The sequence below is a fragment of the Gaoshiqia sp. US2 genome (assembly GCF_059705485.1).
Map to the genome: position 1 here is coordinate 2,099,991 of NZ_AP048550.1, position 19,395 is coordinate 2,119,385.

Here is a 19,395-nt window from a genome sequence, read left to right on the forward strand (position 1 = left end):
AATAAAAAATGCGATGGACGAGATTAACGTAGCGCTCATAGGAGCCGGTTATATTGCCAATTATCATGCCCGCGGGCTTCAGTCAATCCCTGGTGTGAAAATGGCAGCTGTCGTGGCCATTCCCTTGCAGACGGCTCAGGATTTTGCCGGCCGTTATGGAATTGCTGAGGCATTCGACAGCATTGATCCGATTGTCTCCCGACCCGACATCCATGCGGTGGTTATTGCAACACCCAATAAATTTCACGCTCCTTATGCCATCGGGTTTCTGAACCACGGGAAAGATGTATTTCTTGAAAAACCCATGGCGATGAATGCCGGGGAAGGCCTGCTTGTTAAAAAGACTGCCGACGAAAATCATCGGTTAGTAATGGTTGGGCACATGTGGCGTTTCGACACCGATGTGAATTTTGTGAAAAACGTTGTTGATTCCGGCCAACTGGGGAAGATTGTCAAAACGAAAGGATACGGCATTCACGAGAGTTGGGGACCTGCCGGTTGGTTTACACAAAAAGAACTTGCCGGGGGCGGCGCGTTGGCCGATATGGGCGTTCATGCCATCGATACCGTCCGCTACCTGCTTGGCGACCCTTTACCGAAGAAGGTTTATGCGAAAATCGGTACGTTTTATGGAAACTATGACGTGGATGATTCCGGAATGATCCTGATCTCGTGGGATAACGGGACCGAATCGATCATCGAATGCGGCTGGTGGCAACCTCACATGGATGGCCCCGAAGCAGCTACAGGCATATACGGAACAAAAGGTTACGCCAATGTATTTCCTACTTATCTGAAATTTAAGATTGAAGGGGCGCCGGGAAAATTCGACGCCAGATTGCCCGGAAAGAAAGAACATTGCGACCAGTCGATGTACAACCGGCAAATGGAACATTATGTCGATTGCATCCGATCGCGGAAACAACCGGTACCTGGTTTAGCTGAGGGACAAATAATCCTCGGAATTGTCGATGCCGCTTATCTGTCCTCTCAAACGGGAGAAGTGGTAAATTTGTAAAACCTGATTGAAATTTTTAATTCCTGAAGATGCAGATACGACTGTTAATCCTGATATGTTTGCTATTTTCAGTCATCCATGGTTCGGTGCATGGGCAACGGGCAAACAAGGTGGTAAGAATCGGTTTGTGCACCGATGCCCACCTTCCAACCATGCATGACGCGGAGTTTCGGATAAACGCTTTTATGGATTACATGAAAGCTGAAAAACCCGACTTCATCATCGAATTGGGCGATTTTGCAGAAGCTTCCGAAAAATTTGTCAAATATTATGAAATCTGGAATACCTTTCCGGGGGATAAATATCATGTGATCGGGAATCATGAGATGGACGGCGGCCATTCGCGGGAAGAAGCCCTGGCTTACCGGAACATGAAAAGTTCGTATTACTCATTCGACAAAAAAGGTTTTCATTTTATTGTTCTCGACGGGAACGACAAAAAGGATGAAAATGCCAAAGGCTATAAACAATACATTGGCCCAACGCAACTGGAATGGTTGCGGAATGACTTGTCGGGGACAAAATTTCCGGTCGTGATTTTTTCGCACCAGGGCCTTGTGGTCTATAAAGGTGTGGATGAAAATTACGGAGTTGAAAATGCCGCCGAAGTTCGTCAAATTATTGACAAACATAACCTTTCTTATCCCGACAGGAAGGTAATTGTCTGTTTTAACGGACATACGCATTGGGATTATGCCGAAAAAATAAACGAGGTCTGGTATATCCACATTACTTCCATGTCGTATCACTGGCTGGGGGAGCACTATGCCACCACCAGGTACGGCGGGGAGGTGGATAAAAATTTCAAGTGGATTAAATACACGGCGCCATTTAAAGACCCTCTGTTTACGATGATTGAAATTTCGGATAAAGGCGGGATTAAAATTGAAGGTAAAAAGTCGGAATGGGTTGGTCCGTCGCCTTTTGAAGTCGGTTACCCGGAACAAATGAAACAATTTATGCGCCCGGCGATTACCAAAAGAGCCTTGAAGTTTTAATAAACCGTTGAAAACGATCTTTGAGATAACTGTAAATCCAACACGAAACCGATATGAAAACATTTTCGATTACCGTACTTACTGTTATGTTGTTTGCAACTGTTGCCCCCGCTTCGAAAAAAGAGAAAGTGGAATTCAGGAACGATGATCAGGGTAAAAAAGTAGAAATTTTTGTCGGAGGCAAGCTGTTCACGGCCTACGTTTATCCTGATGATATGGAAAAACAGGCACTTTATCCGATCATGAGTGCTTCGGGTAAGTTTATCACCCGCGGTTACCCGATTAATCCCCGGCCGTTTGAACGCACCGACCATCCGCACCACGTGGGTTTGTGGCTTAACTTTGGCGATGTAAACGGCCTCGATTTTTGGAACAATTCCTTTGCTGTTAAGCCGGCCGACAAACCAAAATACGGTACGGTGAAATTCAAAAAGATAGTTTCGCAGGACCCAAAAAAGGGTGAACTGGTTACCGGTTCCGACTGGGTTGATGTGAACGGCAACGTTTTGCTGAACGAAGAAACAACTTTTGTTTTTTCAGGCGGAGGAAATCTCCGTACCATTGAACGAACGACAAAACTGACTGCGGTGCAGGAGGTTACTTTTACTGAAAATAAAGAAGGCCTTCTTGGTCTTCGTCTTGACAGGGCTTTTGAGGAACCGGCAACAAAGCCGGAAAAATTTCTGGACGCCAACGGAATTGAAACGGACGTGCCGGTGTTGAATAACGAGGGTGTGAACGGGGTTTACCGCAATGCCGAAGGCGCTCAGGGAGGAGAAGTATGGAGCAAACGCAGTCCGTGGGTGGCTTTACGTGCTGTTAAAGACGGGGAACTGATCACGATCGTCATTCTTGATAACAAAAATAATCCGAATTATCCGGCCTGGTCTCATGCCCGCGGTTACGGATTGTTTGCTACCAATAACCTGGGCGGCCGTGCTTTCGACAAAAACGCAAGTCCTGTTAAAATTGTGCTGAAACCGGGTGAAATCCTCGTGTTTAAATATAAGATTCTGATTGGGAGTGACTTATTGGATGCTGAGATAAACGACATGTCCGCGAATTTTAATTAGCCTTGGTCTGTGACAGGCATTCCGAACAAATTTGTATAAATCAAATCAATATTTCTGCGCGTGTGGCAAGGTGCAACTTAAAACCTTAACTTTCAACGAACAAACACGAACCCAATAAATCTGAAACAATGGAGAACAAAGAGAATAATTCGAGACGGACTTTTCTCAGAAAAGCAGCTACCGGAGCCGTTTTAGCCGCAGTTACACCGGCTGCCCTTGCCGGCGAACAGGTAAAAAAGCCGGTCATAATTCCTGCAGGTGCGAAAGGCGCCAACGACCGCATCCGTGTGGCTGTTTTGGGGATAAACGGTCGCGGAAAATCACACATTGAAGAGGTCATGAGCCTTGCAGGAAAGGCCAATGTCGAAGTCGCTGTTTTGTGCGACCCTGATATGGATATCCTTTTGGAACGTGCCAGCGAGTTTGAAAAGGCATACGGCAAAAAGATCAGGATTGAACAGGACTTCAGGAAAACTTACGAAGATAAAACCATTGATGCCGTGACCCTGGCAACGCCAAACCACTGGCATGCCCTGCAAACCATCTGGGCCTGTCAGGCCGGAAAAGATGTCTATGTCGAAAAACCGGCTACCCACAACATTTACGAAGGCCAAAAAATGATTGAGGCCGCATATAAGTACAATCGTATTGTCCAGCACGGGGTCCAGTTGCGCAGTTCGCTTGCAATCCGCGAAGCCGTAAAACACCTGGAAGACGGACTGATTGGGCGTGTTTACATGTCGCGCGGTCTGGTTTACCGCTGGCGCCCCGATATTGGGGACAAAGGTATTTCGCAAACGCCTCCCGGATTGGATTACGATTTGTGGTGCGGGCCGGCCCCGATGCGGCCCTTCAGCAAAAATCTGGTCCATTATAACTGGCATTGGCACTGGAACTATGGGAACGGCGATGTGGGCAACCAGGGAATTCACGAAACTGACCTTTGCATGTGGGGACTTGGCGTAAACAGCTTGCCTGAACGGATTACCTCGATGGGCGGTAAATTTCTGTGGGACGACTGCAAAGAAGTGCCTGAAATTCAGACCTCAATATATCATTATCCGAAACAAAAGAAAATCATCCAGTTTGAAGTACGCAACTGGTGCACCAACCTTGAAGACGGCGCGGGTGTCGGCAATATTTTCTATGGCGATAAAGGGTATATGGTCATAAAAGGGTATGGTTCTTATGAAACTTATTTAGGTGAAAAACGCGAAAAAGGGCCAAGCCGCGCGGAAGGCGGAGAATTGACCCTGCATTTTCAGAACTGGTTTGATGCCATCCGTGCCCGCGATATGAGCATTCAGAACGGACCAGTGCAAACCGGTCATTTATCTTCGTCGCTGGCTCATTTGGGAAATATTTCGTACCGTTTGGGCCGCCAGCTCGAATTTGATCCGGTGGCCGAGCGTTTTATCGGCGAAGGCGAAAACGAAGCAAATTCGATGCTTAGCCGTGATTACCGTGCACCTTATTTGTTGCCCGATATTGTATAACTGATTTAAACCCGGACCAACGCTTGTTTCAAGGCTGAAATGAAATCTGAAGGATTAAATAAACATCAATAGCTTGCAAATCAAATTAATACTTGGAATGTTAATTTTAGGATCCTGTGCTTTGCCGGAAATGCCGGTCAGGGAGATCCGGATAACCTTTGACGGGGCGAAGAATCATGATCTGGACAACAACGACAATTTTTCGCCCGACGGCAAGTGGCTGGTTTACGATACCCGAACCGAAACCGGCGGCATTGGCGCTAACCCTTCCATCGAACGGGTGAACATTGAAACCGGTGAAGTCCAGGTTTTATACCATCTTCCCGGCAACCGGGATTTTGGACCGGGCGTTGGGGCAGTTAGCTATCATCCAACAGAAAATAAAGTGATTTTTATTCATGGTTTACCTTCGTGTTCCGAAGAAAATCCATACGGGCAGTGGCGCCGGACGGGTGTAATTGTTGATACAGACCGGCCAAATGTTGCCATCCATCTGGATTCGAGAGACCTGTCGTACCCGTTTACGCCCGGCGCTTTGCGCGGCGGCACACACCGCCACGAATGGAGCCGCGACGGCAAATGGATCGGCTTTACCTACAACGATGCCATCATGAAACAGCTGGAAGATTCGACCGGTGTAAAATGGAACCTTCGCACGATCGGCGTATCTTGTTCGAATCATCCGGTAAAGGTGGATGCTGAAAGGGAGAACGTACAGGGTAGCTGGTACAGCGCGCTTGTTGTGCGGGTAGTTCCCGATCCCCGGCCGGGAAGCGACGAAATCAGTCATGCCGCTTCGGATAGCTGGATCGGAGCAAGCGGTTATCAGACAGCCGACGGAAAGAGACAGCTTGCCCGGGCGTTTATCGGAACGGTCAGGGATAAAAGCGGGAACCCGGTTGACGAACTGTTTGTAGTTGATATTCCCGATTCAATCCATGTTCCCGGAGAGTTTGGACCTCTCGAAGGAACCTTAAACAGCTTTCCGATGCCTCCCAAAGGGACGGTTCAGCGGCGCTTGACCTTTACTGCCGGGAGCAGGTTTCCCGGATGCGGGGGAGTGGTCCGTTCATCGGCCGATGGTAAGCAGATTGCCTATTTAGCCAAAGATGAACATGGCGTTCAGCAGGTTTTTTTAATTTCCCCTGGCGGTGAAAATCCTGTTCAGTTAACAGCGCACCCATCGGATGTTCAAAGCGGGGTGAGGTGGAGCCCCGACAACCAATCGGTTATTTATGTTTGGGACAACAGCTTGGTGATTTGTAAAGTTTCGGGTCGTGCATTCAAAAAACGATTTCGAAGGTTAACAGCTCCGACCGACACGCCCCCTTCGAACCTGGTGTGGTCGAACGACGGGAAAACAATTGCATTTAACCGCTTGGTTGAAACAAAAGAGGGGAGAGGCCGCTCAAAACAAATATTTATTATCGGGGTGGACTGAAAGTAGGTTTGCAGGTTTTCTTCTGAAAAAAATAAAAAAGATGAAAAGATTTTTGAGAATAAGCGCGATTATTTTACTGGCTGTGTTGATTGTATTTTTGGTTCGGGCAGCCGTCAATCTGAAAGATCGTCACCCCGGCTACACGGCTGATCTGAAAATCATCAATGAACAATCTTCGGCGCTGGTTGCCGGATTTGCCGCAGTTCCGATTACACCCGAAGTGCCCGACCGCTGGACCGATCATAACGGCGATGCAAAATATCGTCCGAAAGACGGCGATACCTTTACCGATGGCAACGGAAACGGCGTTTTCGATCCGGTTTGGATTGCCGGTTTCAGCAACAGCAAACCTGCCAACGGAATTCACGACGATATCTGGGCGCGTACGGTGGTTATTGACGATGGCACCACGAGGCTGGCGGTTGTGGCGCTTGATGCCATTGGTTTTATGCACGACGATGTGCTTGATGTACGGAAAATGATTCCCGGCTCGTTGGGGATTACGTACACGGTGATTGTTTCGACACATACTCATGAAGGGCCCGATCTGATGGGGATCTGGGGTAAAAGTCCTTTTAGAAGCGGAGTTAACAGCGACTACATGGCCTATGTGAAAGCGCAGATTCTGAATTCGGTGATCACTGCTTTTGAAAACAGGCGCCCGGCGCGGCTTGAATTTTCGGAAGACCTGACCGGCGCCATTCCTTTGGTGAAAGATACCAGGGCGCCGGAAGTTTTTGACTCGGGCATGAGGATGATCCGTGTGGTGGACCGGGAATCGGGGAAAACGCTTGGGAGTCTCGTTGCCTGGGCCAATCATCCGGAAACGCTGTGGAGCAAAAACCTGCTGATTTCCTCCGACTTTCCGCATTTTGTACGGGAGGATGTCGAAAAGGGGGTATTCAAGGGCGACAGCCTGGCCCAACAGGGGATTGGCGGCATTGCCCTTTACCTGAATGGCGCGCTCGGCGGGTTGATGTGTACCCATCCTACACTGGCTGTAACAGATCCGTTTACCGGCGAAGAATTTTTGGAACCCTCGTTTGAAAAAGCGGCTGCACAGGGAAAACAACTTTCGTTGCTGGCGCTTCGGGCCATGGAAGATCCCGTTGAAACGATTGATTCGGCAGGTATTTCGTTGTTGGTCCGCACCATCCGCCTGCCAATAAAAAATAAGCTGTTTAAGCTGGCCACTGCTTTGGGCGTTTTAAACAGGGGAACAACCGGCTGGATGCAGATGCGTTCCGAATTGGCAGTTTTTTCCATCGGCCCGGCCACTTTTGTAACCATTCCCGGCGAAATTTACCCCGAAATCATCAATGGGGGTGTTGAGGCTCCCGAAGGGCGCGATTTTAGTATCGATCCGGTTGAAACTTCTCCTGTCAGGGAAATGATGCCGGGAAAGTACAAATTTGTATTTGGTCTTGCCAACGATGAAATTGGTTACATCGTCCCCAAAAGCCAGTGGGATGTGAAGGCTCCCTATACGTATAACCGGAAAAATTCGCCTTATGGCGAAGAGAATTCACTGGGACCCGAAACCGCGCCGATCATCCACCGGAATTTAAGGGAGATGCTGAAGGGATTGAAGGATAGAAGGGTTGAATGATAGAATGATAGAATGGTTGAATAATTAGAATGAAAGCGTGATGAAAATCAGATTTTTAAAAAGTTTACTTTATTTTTTAGCCCGGGCATTTGTCCTTTTTTGTTTCCTGATGCTCATACCAAGCTTATGGTCGGTCATTTATCCTGAAAAACCGCCGGTGGGTTATCATTTTGTGGCGCTGGATTACCTGGCTGTCGGCGTTGGGTTGGAAAGTCTGATTGACAGGACTCCCGAAGTTCCGGCCAATATGGAAGAGATCAAAAATATCGAGTATAAAAATGTGGACGGCAAATCGCTGCAACTGGATCTTTATAAACCGAAAGACCTCGGCAAACCCGCTCCTTTACTGGTTTTTATTCACGGCGGAGGATGGAGGGGAGGTAAACGGTCGGATTACCTGGTTTACCTGCTCGCCTATGCCCAAAAGGGATATATGACGGCGACCGTATCGTACCGGCTGTTGAAAGATGCCCCTTATCCGGCAAGCGTGGAGGATGTGACCGATGCTGTCCGCTGGCTTTTCAACAATGGCGATGCCTATGGTTACGATCCTGACCGGATTGCTTTGGTCGGCGGTTCGGCGGGGGCTCACCTGGCCATGCTGGCGGCTTATGGCTGGGAAGAGGGGCGAATTCGCCCCGACTGCGTTGAAGCAGGGCAAAAGCGCCGCGTGAAGGCTGTGGTCAATATTTACGGGCCGGTTGATTTGACTACGCCTTATGCCCAAACACAGTCGCTGGTAACCAATTTTTTGGCGCACTCCTACCAGGAACGGCCCGAACTGTACCGCGAAGCATCTCCTATTCAGTATGTGAGCCACGACGACCCACCGACCATGATCCTTCACGGAACCTCCGATAGGCTGGTTCCGGTAAGCCAGTCAGACCTGTTAAAAGTCCGGCTCGACAGCCTGGGCGTTCCCTGCCGGTATTACCGGCTGCCGCTTTGGCCGCATACCATGGACATTGTTAAACGGGTAAATGAATTTTCGCAGCAGAAAATGGATGATTTTTTTAAAGAATATCTGAGCAAATAATCAAATAAATGGCTTAAAATTAATGCGATAGAGGTAAAAAAGAAGCTACTTCTTGTATCGGTCAAAAGAATGACGATAAATTACTGGCATAGCAGTATTTTTTTGATCGTTACTTCAACACTTCTGCGCCCGGACTTTCTTCGATCAATTTCAGGGCTTCACGCGTGAAAATATCACCGGTTTTTTCGCCAAGCGAGGTACGGGTGATGTAATTGTACCGCTCAAAACTGTCGAAATCTTCTTTGGTCAGGATGTATCCGAAGGCGTCGTTGGTAAGACCAAAGAGAAAGGGCTGATCAGTTTTCATTTTTCTTTTCAGATAAAAACCGATGTTTGGCAGCGCTTCCCCGGGAATGGTAATCACCTGCGCTTCTCCGATATTCACGAGGTTGATGCGGGTTGAAACAGATGAAAAATCATTGTCGTTCCTGTCGTTAGCGGCAACGGGCGAATTTTTGAATACAGATCTCATCGCCTGCGATTCTACAGGGAACCGGATTAATTTCCAAGTGCAATAAAGTTCGGGATTTTCTTTGGCGCCGGCCGGCTCAATGATCCGCAGGGCTTCGTCGGCCATCAGGTTTCCAATCCGGATACATTCGTTCCAGTCGTTGGCTTCCCTGCCGTTTTCGAGCCGGTTATCGGCGGTAACCATTCCTCCCTGGGCGCTGTTCATAAAAATAGCGATCCCGCCGGCTTTTGATTCAATACGTTCGTAAAGAGGGCCGCATATGTCGGGACTCATTGTTTTGCGGGCAGTTCCCAGAATTTCGGGATGCGTAGCATAATTCACCAGTGTGGCAATGGTTTTGCCTTTGTTTTTCCCGGAAGCAGAAATTAACTGGATTACACCCATCCGCGGGTCATACAGTTGCGGTGCATAGTAATTGTAGGCTATTTTTCCTTCAGCCTTAGCGACGGCCGTTTTTAGCAGGGCCGGTTCCAGTTTCAAAACGGCATCATTTACCGCATCGGCAATTTGGGTAACGCACCAGTCGAGGTACCTCAGGTCGGCGCCTGTATTCCCTTTTTCATCGGTAAAGCCATAAGCATCCGGGCAACTGTGCGCATGCGTGGCGCCGATCAGGATGTTTTCGGGTGCAATCCCTTCGATCAGTTTTCGCGAACGATCGGCCAGGTAGGCCGGCCAGCCCAGGTTGTCGATACCGACCACGGCGATCCGGGTATCGCCTTTCTCGAGCACAAGGGCGCGCACCGTCAGTTCGCCTGCCTGATCGGTCGGCATCACCGGTATGCCCATTCCGCCTGAAATCGGGATCAAATACTCCGGTGTAATATTTCGCATGGCCGCGCCTGCTTTAAATGTTTGTGCACGAATATACCCGGGGAAAAACATCAAAATAAGGAGGGCCAGTTTCAGAAAAGTCGTTTTCATGATCGAGTGGATTTGCGGAATTGGTTTAATAAATGTAAATCGGATTTGAATAAAGCCAGGGAACATAGTTGTTCTTTAGGCGGATATGTATTTCGATGCGGTAGGCTCCTTTTTCAGGCGTTTCCAGCCAGCTGTACCGATAGTCGTCGGCCGGGGAAATGTTGATTGTCTGGCCATCGTGTATCAAACGGAACTGCCCGGGCAGGGGAGATACCACATTCAGCGATTTCACCTGTACCGCCGCGATGGAGTCGCCTAAAATGGCACCGATGCTGTCTTGTTTATTCATCGCGTAATACAGGAACCCGTTGGCATCTCCCAGGCTTTTAAATGCGGTATACAGGTGCCCTTTTTTCAAATGTTCGGCCAACGACTGTACCGACAGCGAATCGGCCAATACATAGTTTGTGATGTAGTTAAACCCGGAAGCGTAAGTATCGATCATCCATTTCATCACCCAACCGTTTTCATCAGGTTCGTTAAAAAGCCACCGGTTCCAGAAGTTTAAACGAAATGTATCAATTGGGTTGGCGTTTGGTCCAAGTAGCTCAATTCTTCCGTCCGCCAGTTTTCTCGCGCGGATGTTTTGGTTTTCGTGAGTATCGACAGCCGAGAAACCGACAATCTTCCTGGTGGTGTTTAGCGAATCCCAAAGGGCCAGGATGTTTGTTTGTTCGTCAAACAGTTCGCGCAAGGCCCAGTGCCGGTATTTTTTCCCGTTCACCAGAAAATTAAGGAGATGGGGCATCCATTTTTCATCTTTGGTGTCGGTATGGATGTTGTAAATTTCCATGCCCTGGTAATACGGATTGGCCCAGTTGTGAGCTTCTTCGGTGTGTGCGTAAAAGAGAAGTCCCCCATTGGAAACAATATTTTTGGCAATGGTATCTTTGTTTTCTTTCCAGTCAATAACAACCGAATCAAGCGGCCAGACAGCGAATCCCTGTTTTTCGCTTCCCGGTTCAACCAGCACGCCGTCGTAAAAACCCTGGTAGCCCCGGGGGATGGTATCCAGGTTTCCGCGCGGATGATCGGTGAGAAAAATGAAGTCGATGCCGTTTATTTTTGCTGCCGGAATCAGGTCGTGTAATGTTCCTTCACTGTCGTGCGACCAAAAGCTGTGAGCGTGCATAACGCCCCTGAATACCTTAAGTTCTGACAGTTTAGCAGGTTCTATTCTCCGATTTCGAAATTCGGCTATCTGTTTTTCGAGCCGGGGATAGCTAAACCAATACCGCCACAAAGGCGGAATAAATGACGGGATCAGGGCGAATAGCATGAATGCAACAACAAAAAACAGCAGGTATTTAAATAATCGTTTTGCCATGGCAGGAGCTTGATTTAATGATGTTGCGGTTTAGTCACAATCTCAGTGATGCGGTGGATCAACCCCATCGTGTAGTCGCCCATGTACGGTCCAAACCAGCCCATTGTTTTCGGTTCATACTTGTCAAGATAGAAATAGCGCCCGGGAATGATATATCCGACGTAACTTCCGTTAAATCCCGAAACATTGGCGTCAAATCCTTTTACGGCCAGTGAATTTTTAACCTGAAGGGCATATTCGCCGCTAAAGTCAGCAGGTGTGCTGATCCAAACCATGTGGCCGATCCGGACAGCCTGCAAATAAACATTCCCGGGAACCGGCATCAGCCTGTTGCTTAGTGTGGTTGACAGGGTTAATTTGTTTGTCAGCCGGATGTGGTAGTCGGGAAGTTGCATTTTTAACGAGACGGAAGTAAGAGTAATCTGATCGGTGAATGCTGTCTGCAGAAGGTGTATGTTCAGGCTGTCGGCCAGGGCTTCGCCGATCATCCGGGCTTTGTCGAAGCCGTTACCTTCGCCATCCGGGCTTTGGCTACCCACCGAGCCGGCAAAAAATAATGCCAGATCAGCTGTTGTTGCTTCCATTTTTCGTTGCCAATAACCCGGATAGTCGGCGCTGATTTCCATGTTACCGGCTCCCAGTGTGGTTGCATGCGCCGAAAATGAACCGATCACTGCTTTTTTGAATCCAGGCTGCTCAACCATCAGGTAGCTGAAGTCGTCATTCTTTGTGCCCAATTCGCCGACCAAACGGTTCCGGATAAAAGCCCCGGCCTGAAAGGTTCCGCTACCGGTCTGTGCCGGTTTTAAATCGGCTATGGCTGAAACAACAGCTTTCGAAATTTGGGAAACCAGCCATTTTTGAAGGTTTTTATTTTCGGCTCCGGCGAACTGCTCGCCGACATATCCAGGGCCCCAGGCTCCAATGCCCGAATGGGTGTGTGTTGCCGAAAAAACCAGTTGTTCGCGGCTGATTCCTGTTTTTGAAAGAAATGCACTTACCGAATCGATGACTGTTGGCGGCATAATCAGCAGGTCGGCGCTGACAAAAACCAGGGTTTGCTGCTCCACTTTCAGGGCGACAGCCTTCACAAAAAGACTGTCGTGAATTCCCGCTGCGGGGGCGCCTTTACGGGCACCGTAACCGGCGAGGGGTACCTCAATAAATTCCCCTTTCGAAGGATCATCCTGATCGTTGTTTAGCGAAGGGGTGATGCTGATCCTGGCAAAACCCGCCTGTAAGCTGCCGTTTACGGCAAATGTGCTTCGTTCAAGGCTGTCAGCAGCGGCCAGACTGTTTTTGAAATATGCGCTTTCAAAATAGGCTGTGTGATCAACAAAGTCGGTGACGATAAAAAAAAGTAGAATGAGCGCACCCAGAATGATCCCTGCAACAAGGCTGAATTTCTTCATAAAACAATCTCTTTCGTATTATTGATTTTTTAGCAACAAGTTTTTGTCGTTCGTCACAAACATCCGTGTACTTTGGGTATAATCGTCGCCAAAAGGAGCCTGGTATTCCAGATCGACATAAAATGCCTTGAAGCCCGATTGCGGGTAATCGATTTCAACAGTTATTTCTGCTTTTCCGGTCGCGTTCAGGCTTTGGCCGGCCCATTCTTCGTCCCTGAAATCCTGGTCTTCCGACGTGGAACTCCAGAGAACGGCGTCGCGCAAAACTTCAGGAGTAGATTTGACAGTCAGCCTAATTTTTCCATTTTCTTCTGAGATGACATAATTGCAAACCGGATAATCGCCGTTGGTGATGGTGATGCCAAAAAAGGCGCTCAGCGTGGTAAACGCTTTCTTTTTGTCGCCCAGGTTGTGCGCGGCATTGGGCGTGTAGCAAATGTAGTTTTTACCCGGAATGCTGTCGATGTAGTTTTTTACGGCATCTACCGGCCAGTAGGGGTCGTTGGTCCCCATAAAGATCATCTTGGGCATGGTCAGCGATTTTCGATACGAATACGGATCAATCATTTTCACCAGTTCATTTCCGCCGGGCGAAGAAAGTTGCTGCGCGATACCGAGGTTGACATAGTCCTGAATCTCAATGCTGTAATCGCCCCATACTTCTTTCTGGTAATCGACGTTGACCGGCATGTTCAGCACATCAATCACCATCGGGCCGATGGCTTTGACCCGTTCGTCGTTTGCACCTGTCAGCCAGGTGGTCCAGCCCCGTTTCGATGCTCCCGAAACAACGAAGTGATTTACTTTTTTCTTCAGCTCCTTTTTTGCAAAGCGTTGAATTACATCCATAGCGCCGATGGCGCTTTTGGTCATCGGGAATAACAAGGGCCAGGTGTAATCCTTGTCGTTCAGGTAATTATGCAGAGTGTGTGAAATTAAAGCGTCTTCGGTAAGATTGTCGTATAAGGGTTGATTGGGTACCTGCCAGACAATGGCAGCGATTGCTTTATTTGTTTTGGCCACATGTGAAAAGGCGCTTACCAGATCGTCAGTCCATTGGTGAGTCGATGGTTGTCCGTCGGTTACCCGGCCTCCGGTAATGAATAATAAAGCATCTTTATATTCTACGATATCAGGAACCAAAATCATCATTTCGTGAATCCAGTCGATTCCTCGCCATTGTTGTGAGGTGAACAGGATGCGATAGAGGCTTATGCCGTCGATAGTGGTCTGATCCTGAATTTGCCATTTGAGTGCTTTGTCGGCCTGTCGCAGATACGACTGAAGCGCTGTTTCGGGAGTTACAGGTTTATTCCCACCGGCAGCTACGGTTGTGAATGAATAAAAAAGGATCAGAAATACCCAAAAAAGCTGTTTCATTTTGTCGTTTGTTAATTCAGTTCATGTAAAAGCATAAAAATAAGCAGGCCATACAGGGATTTGCCTGCTTATTTTTATAGTGAAATACAATTAATAAGGTTTTCCAGTGCCCTGAAGCAGCCATGTCCGCGACCAGGCGCTGTTATTGCTCACATCGCTGCCTTTGTATTGGGTTGGTTCCAGTTTTTGGATAGCGGCCTCGGCATTTACCGTGTTTTTGGATATCTCATTTGTAAAGTGATAGTAAAAACGAATTGGCAATGCGGTTCTTTTGGCCGATTCACCGGTTTGCAGAGCCGGGAACCCGGTGCGTCGGTAATCAAACCAGGATTCAGCTGCGGCTGTCCAGCTTGCTATCCATTTTTGCTGAATAATACTTTCGAGGCCCGAATAGGGGGCGCCGCCAATGTAGCCGCTAAAGCTTGAGCCAACTCCCCAGGCATTAAACGATTGTTGAATTCCTGCAGCATAATGGTCTTCAGGAGTTCCGGGGGCCCAGTTGTACAATGCGGCTTCAGCCAATATCAGATGAACTTCGGCAGCCGACATGAGCCTCATCAATAATAGCGAACCGCTGCTTTGCTTATACATATCCTTGAGATGGGAAGCGTGCGGGTTGAATACCCCCTGGTCCAGATTTGGATTCAGGTTATATTGCGAAGCTGCAAAAACAGAAGGCGGAATGCCCACATATTCCTGGTCAAAATCAATGTCGACTCCCCAGGCCGCTTTATAGGCATCAACAATGTCCTGCGAGATTTCCCGTTTGCCGTCCACAATCCGGTCGACATTGGTGCCTGATACCAATACTAAGGGGATGCTGATTTTATTTGCCCAAACGCCTAGTCTCGGATCATTTAATTGCTGAAGGGCATCCACAAGCGTCGCACATAATTTTACCCTCATGTAGTTTCCGCTTGGGTCGGGATTGAAAGCCATCGTGCTTGGCCAGGAATTGGCCGCTGAATTTCCGGGATAACCAACATTTGCATCATCGGTTGCCTGCGTGATTAATGGATATTTATCGGTATCCGAGGTAATTTTTTTGATGCCTTGTTCGGCCATGCCCGGTTCTTTGGCTGATAATCTCATATAATAACGGAGAGCCAGTGAATTGGCCAACTTTCTCCATTTCGACACGTTACCGTGGTAAAGTACGTCTTGCGTTGAAGAGATATTTTGATACTCGCCGGCGCTTTTTGACAAAAGTGTGTTCGCGGTTTCCAGGTCGGCAAGAATTCCCGTGTAAATATTTTTTTGAGGGTTGAATACCGGTTTATAAAATTCGGAGCCCTGCTCCGCTTTTAGGGCATCTGTATAAGGGGCATCGCCCCAAAGGTCGGCAATTAGTCCAAAAGTATAGGCCTTCAGAACCAATGCAACACCCTGGTGAAACTCAAATCCTCCCTGAACGGCTTTTTTATGAAGCTCGTCGGCGTTTCTTAAAATGCCGTAATACCCGGCCCAACTGTGGCTTTCGTTGTCCCAGTCATAATCGTTATGTCCACCCGACCAGCCGTCGTGCTGGGTATGTTGCATCACTCCGGCAATACTTCCAAATCCCAGATTGACCACTGTTTGTCCAAGGTTGGTAATAATAGTCGGCATCAACAGGTTCAGGTCGGCAATTTCCGGGTCGACATCATTGGGGTTAATATTCAGTTCGTCCAGATCTTTACATGAGATAACCAAAGCCAGGGTCAGGGTTAAAGCCATTGTGAAGCTATTTTTTATTTTGCACATGATTCCAGATTTTAGTTTGTTAAAAAGTAAAGCTTAATTTAAATCCAACCGGAACAACCCAGGGTTCAGCATTGTATCGTTCAACGCCCTGAAGAAATCTGCCGCTTCCTTCTGCCTGATAGGCTCTTTCCGGATCGACTCCCAAATCAGAATCTTTTGCCCAAAGCATGATATTTCGGCTGTAGACTGAAAAATTCACATCTGCCATTTTCATTTTTTGAGAGATTTTATCCGGCAACCGGTAGTTTAGCGAGATTTCCCGTAGTTTAATATAGTCGGCATCAAACAGGTTGGCCTGGCCAATATCCCAGGGATAACTGACAACATAAGGCAGAAATATGGTTCCGGCATTCCCCAGATTTTCTTTTTCGAGGATAAACTTACCGTTCTCGTCATGATGTCCCATCACGCCCGGGGCAAAGGTGCCGTCGTAAACGGTCACACCGCTAAAATTCTCAGGGAATCCTCCAAAATCGGGGGTTGGTCCGCCAACAGGCCGTAAGCGGTCGCTTAACAACAATTTGTCGGCGTTTGCCACCACCCAATCGCGAAGCGCCTGGCTGGGTGCGCCTCCCAATTCTCCAGGATGTACCAGTTCATCGAGCCAGGTTTGCGTATGCACCGATTCGGATAAATACCGGTAGGTTTGCGATACATATTGTCCTCCCGATCTCCAGTCTATCGTCATGCTCAGGGTAAAATTCCTGTATGAAAGTGATGATTGCATGCCGAGTATGAAGTCCGGGTTGTAATTTCCGACTTTCGAATAGCTTTCTTCGCCTTTCCATTCGGCATCAAGCCCGCTGCCAAGCACCGGGTATCCGTAATAGATCGAAGTCGGATCGGTTACCCGTTTCACTTTACGGGAATACAGATTGCCGATCCGTCCGTCGTGACCTTCGTCTTTGTTTTTGGCATAGCCGATGTTTTTCACCCTTGCCTGGTCCCAAAAATCAATAAAATCAACATCATCTGCCAGTTTGAGGATCCGGGTGTCATTTTTTGTGAAGTTAACGTTCACATCCCAGGTCCAGTTTTGCGTTTTAACAGGTACAGCTCCCACTAAAAATTCAACCCCTTTGCTTTGGAGCAGCCCCGCGTTGATGACAATGGTGCTAAAACCGGTTGATCCGGCTAAGGGAATATTTGGCAGGATTTGATTTTTGTTGTCTGATTTGTAATAGGTGCCGTCGAATCGTAAACGGTTTGAAAGCAGCCGGATATCGGCCCCAATTTCATAAGATGTGGCTATTTCCGGCTTCAGGTTAGGGCTTAACAAGCCGCCCGGTTTGGTCAACTGGATGGCATCTCCCCATTGGCCTGCATTTCCGTATGTTGCATAAAGCCGGTAAGGGTCAGTGTCGTTACCTACCTGGGCCCATCCTCCTCGTATTTTAAACAGGTCAACCGACTGGCCCATGTCTATGATCTGGTCTACCATCACACTTAGCGATGCCGATGGGTAAAAATAGGAACGATTCTCCGGCGGTAAAGTACTTGCCCAGTCATTCCGTGCCGTCAGGTCGAGATACAGGGTCTCTTTCCATACCAGATTTGCGAGTGCATAAATACTGTTTATACCCCTTTGGCTTCTTGAATTGCTGTAATTCAATGCTCCTGAGCTAATATTTTGAATGGTGTATAAGTTTGGCACCGTTAAACCGGCTCCCGGTTTCGACGAATTACTGGTGCCGGAAGATTTGGCGTATAATACATTTCCTCCGGCTGAAAAGGTGAGTACGAAATCTTTCCAGCTATTATTGGTGTAAGTAAGCAAGGCATCCGTGTTCCGTTCGAGCCTGTTGCTGTTTGAAATCCCGTAAGCTCCGTTATTGGGTTCCTGGCTGTACCCGGGAGCAATTTTTGTTTCACGCACTTCGTCTGTTTTATCCAGAGCATATCGCAGCATGAGGTTAAATGAGGGAGAGATCTTCCAATTTGCGACGATATTCCCAAATACCCTGTACCGGTTAAAGCTGTTATTTACATCGTAAGCCAAATAATACGGATTTTCGTGATTTCCGGATACCCGTTTGATATTGTTGCCCGAACCATAATCCTTCAATTTCCGGATATCAATATTGGTTGGATGATTATAGGCCCATTGCATGGGGTTTGTTCCCCTGTTTGAAGAAGGCCGGTTGTCGGCCCAGTTGTTGATAAAGGTCAGATCGGTGCTAACCGTAAGATTATCGCGCACCTTTGATGTGGCAGCCAACGATAAACTGTTTTTGTTTAGGTCCGAATTGGGAACCAATCCGCTGTGAGTCATGTTGGATAAGCCAAAGCGGTAATTAATGTTGTTGTTGCTGCCTGAAACAGATACTCCGTTGGTGGTGGTCACAGCAAAATCGTGAATGAAATTTTTAACGTTATTGGGGTACGATACCACTTCTGTTGGCACAGGAACTCCATTGGCATCCAGTGGAGCATCCCACTGTACGGCCCAGTAGCCTTTATCATTTTCAGGTCCGGCCCCGGTTCCGTCGCCGGCGCTAATGGTGGGTAATACGCCTCCTCCGACATTTTCGGGCCTGAAGGAGAAAAAACCGGTGGAAAACCGCGTTTGAACGTTCAAAAAGCGGGACGGAATGTCCAGTACCGTGTTGGATGTCACGGTTACTTTCATCTTTTCCTTATCTTTTGCTTTTCTGGTGGTAATCAGTACGACTCCGTTACCTGCGCGCGAACCGTAAATGGCTGCTCCGGCACCTTTCAGTATCGTTACGCTTTCGATATTCTCAGGGTCCAAATCCGAAATCGCGTTTCCATAATCTACCCGGTTGTCACTACCAAAACCGCCAACATTGTTAATCGTATTCGCCAATGGTACACCGTCGACAACAAACAGCGGTTGGTTGTCGCTACTCAGTGAGGTTGCCCCCCTGACAATCATACTCACACTCGATCCTGTTCCCCCGGTTGAATTGATGGTCACCCCGGAAACCTTTCCTGCCATCGAATTCAACACGTTTTCACGCGCTACCCGTGATAAATCTTCGCCGTCAATTTTCCCGACGGAAAAGCCCAGTGATTTTTCTTCACGTTTGATACCCAGTGCTGTAACGACGACCTCTTCGAGCGCCTCAATACGTTCCTCCATGACGATATCAATCAAAGTCCGTCCCTGTATGGCGACTTCCCGGGGCACAAACCCGATAAAGGAAAACAGGAGGCTTTCATCACCCGGAACGTCGATGCTGTATTTACCATCCGTGTTGGTAATGGTTCCGGCGCCGGTTCCCTTCACAACAATACTAACACCTGGGAGAGCTATCCCGGTTGAAGCAGAAGTAACCGGAACGGTTACTTTTAGAGTTGCCTGTTCCGCCGGTATCGGGCCGGAAGTAGGCGTGGCAAAAACAGTCCCGCCGGAAAATACCAGTACAAAGGCCAATAGGATCAAGGGAAACAGATGCCCTTTAATATTTTGGAATGAATATTTCAGTTTCATATGAATCAATTT

The 19,395-nt window shown here is 48.1% G+C and carries 13 protein-coding genes; 7 read left to right on the plus strand and 6 right to left on the minus strand.

Going from position 1 to position 19,395, the window contains the following annotated elements; translation table 11 throughout:
- Positions 1-13: 13 nt before the first annotated feature.
- The 7 genes from AC6H3C_RS08300 to AC6H3C_RS08330 all read left to right on the plus strand — a co-directional run bounded on the left by AC6H3C_RS08300 (position 14) and on the right by AC6H3C_RS08330 (position 8,671).
- The gene (locus AC6H3C_RS08300) at positions 14-1,018 is read left to right on the plus strand and encodes a Gfo/Idh/MocA family protein (RefSeq protein WP_497520275.1); all 1,005 of its coding nucleotides are present in this window, start codon (positions 14-16) and stop codon (positions 1,016-1,018) included.
- A 29-nt stretch (positions 1,019-1,047) separates the two neighbouring features.
- Positions 1,048-2,016, plus strand: a complete 969-nt coding sequence (locus tag AC6H3C_RS08305; protein WP_497520276.1) for a metallophosphoesterase family protein — start codon at positions 1,048-1,050, stop codon at positions 2,014-2,016.
- A gap of 53 nt (positions 2,017-2,069) precedes the next feature.
- A complete protein-coding gene (locus AC6H3C_RS08310) occupies positions 2,070-3,089 on the plus strand; it encodes a DUF6807 domain-containing protein (RefSeq protein WP_497520277.1) in 1,020 nt (339 codons plus the stop codon).
- A gap of 128 nt (positions 3,090-3,217) precedes the next feature.
- Positions 3,218-4,585, plus strand: a complete 1,368-nt coding sequence (locus AC6H3C_RS08315; RefSeq protein WP_497520278.1) for a Gfo/Idh/MocA family protein — start codon at positions 3,218-3,220, stop codon at positions 4,583-4,585.
- 97 nt (positions 4,586-4,682) lie between these two features.
- On the plus strand, positions 4,683-6,026 hold the full coding sequence (locus AC6H3C_RS08320) for a DUF3748 domain-containing protein (protein ID WP_497520279.1): 1,344 nt from the start codon (positions 4,683-4,685) through the stop codon (positions 6,024-6,026).
- A 40-nt stretch (positions 6,027-6,066) separates the two neighbouring features.
- Complete coding sequence (locus AC6H3C_RS08325; RefSeq protein WP_497520280.1) at positions 6,067-7,635, plus strand: hypothetical protein; 1,569 nt, start codon at positions 6,067-6,069, stop codon at positions 7,633-7,635.
- Positions 7,636-7,675: 40 nt separating this feature from the next.
- Complete coding sequence (locus AC6H3C_RS08330) at positions 7,676-8,671, plus strand: alpha/beta hydrolase fold domain-containing protein (protein WP_497520281.1); 996 nt, start codon at positions 7,676-7,678, stop codon at positions 8,669-8,671.
- 109 nt (positions 8,672-8,780) lie between these two features.
- On the opposite strand, the gene AC6H3C_RS08335 is transcribed toward AC6H3C_RS08330, so the two are convergent.
- From AC6H3C_RS08335 to AC6H3C_RS08360, 6 genes are all read right to left on the minus strand, one after another.
- On the minus strand, positions 8,781-10,067 hold the full coding sequence (locus AC6H3C_RS08335; protein ID WP_497520282.1) for a hypothetical protein: 1,287 nt from the start codon (positions 10,065-10,067) through the stop codon (positions 8,781-8,783).
- Positions 10,068-10,092: 25 nt separating this feature from the next.
- On the minus strand, positions 10,093-11,394 hold the full coding sequence (locus AC6H3C_RS08340) for a CehA/McbA family metallohydrolase domain-containing protein (protein WP_497520283.1): 1,302 nt from the start codon (positions 11,392-11,394) through the stop codon (positions 10,093-10,095).
- A gap of 14 nt (positions 11,395-11,408) precedes the next feature.
- On the minus strand, positions 11,409-12,806 hold the full coding sequence (locus AC6H3C_RS08345; RefSeq protein WP_497520284.1) for a neutral/alkaline non-lysosomal ceramidase N-terminal domain-containing protein: 1,398 nt from the start codon (positions 12,804-12,806) through the stop codon (positions 11,409-11,411).
- A gap of 18 nt (positions 12,807-12,824) precedes the next feature.
- Positions 12,825-14,186 carry a PhoPQ-activated pathogenicity-related family protein gene (locus AC6H3C_RS08350; RefSeq protein ID WP_497520285.1) on the minus strand — a complete coding sequence of 454 codons (1,362 nt, stop codon included), beginning with the start codon at positions 14,184-14,186 and terminating at the stop codon, positions 12,825-12,827.
- A gap of 90 nt (positions 14,187-14,276) precedes the next feature.
- The gene (locus AC6H3C_RS08355) at positions 14,277-15,929 is read right to left on the minus strand and encodes a SusD/RagB family nutrient-binding outer membrane lipoprotein (protein ID WP_497520286.1); all 1,653 of its coding nucleotides are present in this window, start codon (positions 15,927-15,929) and stop codon (positions 14,277-14,279) included.
- A gap of 19 nt (positions 15,930-15,948) precedes the next feature.
- The gene (locus AC6H3C_RS08360) at positions 15,949-19,383 is read right to left on the minus strand and encodes a SusC/RagA family TonB-linked outer membrane protein (RefSeq protein WP_497520287.1); all 3,435 of its coding nucleotides are present in this window, start codon (positions 19,381-19,383) and stop codon (positions 15,949-15,951) included.
- Positions 19,384-19,395 lie beyond the last annotated feature (12 nt).